This window comes from Stieleria sp., from assembly GCF_041595215.1.
Classification (GTDB): Bacteria; Planctomycetota; Planctomycetia; order Pirellulales; family Pirellulaceae; genus Stieleria; species Stieleria magnilauensis.
In genome coordinates this window covers 1-2,277 of the sequence record NZ_JBFHKV010001244.1, presented here as the reverse complement: position 1 = coordinate 2,277, position 2,277 = coordinate 1, and the positions used below count along the sequence as shown (strand labels likewise).

Sequence of the window (2,277 nt, the reverse complement as noted above, 5' to 3'; positions counted from 1 at the left end):
GGTCCCTCATCGTTCACGAAACACCGGAGGGCTCGCGCCCTACCGCTAAAAAATGCTTCACAGCGTTGTCCGTCCGGGGTCGAGGGGATTTTGGGCCCCGCTTCCCGGAGGTGGCGCTGCGCTAACCTCCGGCTACTCGCTGGCATCCCTCCGGGATGCCCGGCTCGCGAGCGCGATCCTTTCGTGTTTCACGTCACCGTGCTACTTCCCTGATTCGCTGACCAGTTCAGCGAAGGTCACACCGGAAGGAGTTGGCTGGACGTTGGAAACATGAACATCCCAAAAGGAAAAGTCGCCGCCGTCGGACGCGGAACCCACTTCCTCGTTGGCCTCAATTTCCGGCAGCTCCAATTGCGGATCCGCGGCGGGCTCGGGCAGCGGGTCGACGCTCGGGGGCAGCGGCTCGGTCTCCAGCATCTCCGGCATCGACTCGGGGGTCACCATCGCCGACGGATCGGTGGATCGTCGCGGGCCGACGGTCAACGCGTGGTACGGCTTGGGATAGAAATAATGCTGCTCCAGCCGCATGTGCTTCTTGGGCGCTTCATAGGCGCCGGCATGTTCGGCGCGGTGCCACGCCATCGCTTCTTGGCTGGTCGGGGCGATCAGGTACGCGATCTTTCCTCCCCAGTACGTCGGGCGGTTGTACACACGGCGATAGCTTGGAGGGAGCCGATTGCCCATCGGGCCGATCAGATCGACGCGTTGCCGAACCGGTTGGCATTCGCGATCGGGGTGATGCGCGGTGGCGACGCTGGTCATCGCGACCGTCAACAGGGCCAGCGCTGCGACGCCACGTGACCGGATGCCACGTGATCGGAGCGAGGTCGAAACACAGTTCCAATTGAGTTGAGTCATGGGGACGTCCTTTTCCCGTTGAGTCGATTGTCGGCGTGCTTTCCCGGCCCGCGACGGTGGCCACACGTTGGGCCGGTCGGTCGAAGTGCAGTGGTCGCGTCGAAGTGGCCGTCCTGGCCGCGCGCCGAGCGATCGCACTCGCCCTGCCCCTAAATTCGGCCAGGTGAATCGTTCTGTGCTGGATTTCGCTTTGAGCACCCTTTGCGACGTTCCTATCGATCATTCCGGCCAGGCGTGGCACCTTGGCAGACTCCGGAAACTTTGCTGGCAAATCCGTTCAGCGCGATTGCTACCGATGACGATCCGACCCTTACGGCAAGGATCGCCAGGCAGCATTCGACTCGGGATTCCGAGCGATTTCATTCGTCTTACGCATTCCTTTTGCCAGAGTAGTTTCTCGTGACCACACCTGTTCCGTCTTATCTTCGACTTCACCTGGGCGACGACGCAAACGCTGCGACTCGTCATGGGCACTCTTCAAGCGACAAGTTTTGGAGCGCGTTTTCTGCCGCGACCGGATGGCGGATCGATCACCGACACAAGAACGACGACGTCGAAGTGTTGCCGGCGGTGCAGATGGACGTGATGGCCGATGACCCGGCCCAGTCCCAGCCGCCCGTCGTCAAGGAGAACGCAACGGAACTGGCCAGCGTTGCCCGGGCGATGTCCAAGGAAATCGAGGAGCTGCAATCACAGGTCCGCCGCCAAGAGATCGAACTGGCGAGTCAGGCGACGGTCCAGTTTTCACCCAAGCGCAGCGAAGCCGCATCCGAAGCCGTTCACCTGACGCTTCAACGGGCGATCCAAGCCATGGGGTTTGACGCCGCAGCGATCTACATGCTCGATGACGAGACCCAATACTTGAAGACCCGCGCGGTGGTCGGTTTGCCCTCGGAACGATTGAGCAGCGAGCCGCGGATGTTGCGTGGCAGCCGCGCCGATTTGGAAGCGATGGTCCAAGACGCGGTCTTGATGGAAGACCTGCATGGCATCGCCGCAGAAACGTGGACGCCGCCAGAACCCTTCGGCGCGGCGGTGTGCACGGCGATCTACAAAGGCGACTTGCCGATCGGCACGCTCTGGTTGTTCGCCAACGAACCGCGCCAGCTGGACGCGTCCTTTTCGGCGATCGCGCAGATGGCATCCTCGCAAATCACGCTCGAGCTTTCTACGGCGGCGACGGTCCGCCGTGAAGAGCGAAGCCGTCACGCGGTCGAAGCGATTGCCGACATCGCCGCCTGGCAGTATTCGTCCTTGCCGATCGGCAACGTGTTGGCACCGGGCTGGTTGGTCGACGGGATGATCGAATCGCCACACGACTGGTCGACCGGTTGGCACGTGTGGGATGTCCTGCCGGATGGGTCGTTGATCTTGGCGATGGCCGAAGCGCTCGACCGCCGCGCCGGCGGTGCGATGATC

General features: G+C 62.5%; 2 protein-coding genes. One reads left to right on the top strand and one right to left on the bottom strand.

The features are described from left to right. Window positions 1-201: 201 nt before the first annotated feature. Window positions 202-858, bottom strand: coding sequence for a hypothetical protein (locus ABX749_RS30130; RefSeq protein ID WP_372899293.1), 657 nt, complete (start codon window positions 856-858; stop codon window positions 202-204). Window positions 859-1,257: 399 nt separating this feature from the next. On the opposite strand from ABX749_RS30130, the gene ABX749_RS30125 reads away from it, so the two are divergent. Beyond that, the coding region (locus ABX749_RS30125; protein ID WP_372899292.1) for a GAF domain-containing protein at window positions 1,258-2,277 on the top strand (1,020 nt) is incomplete at its 3' end.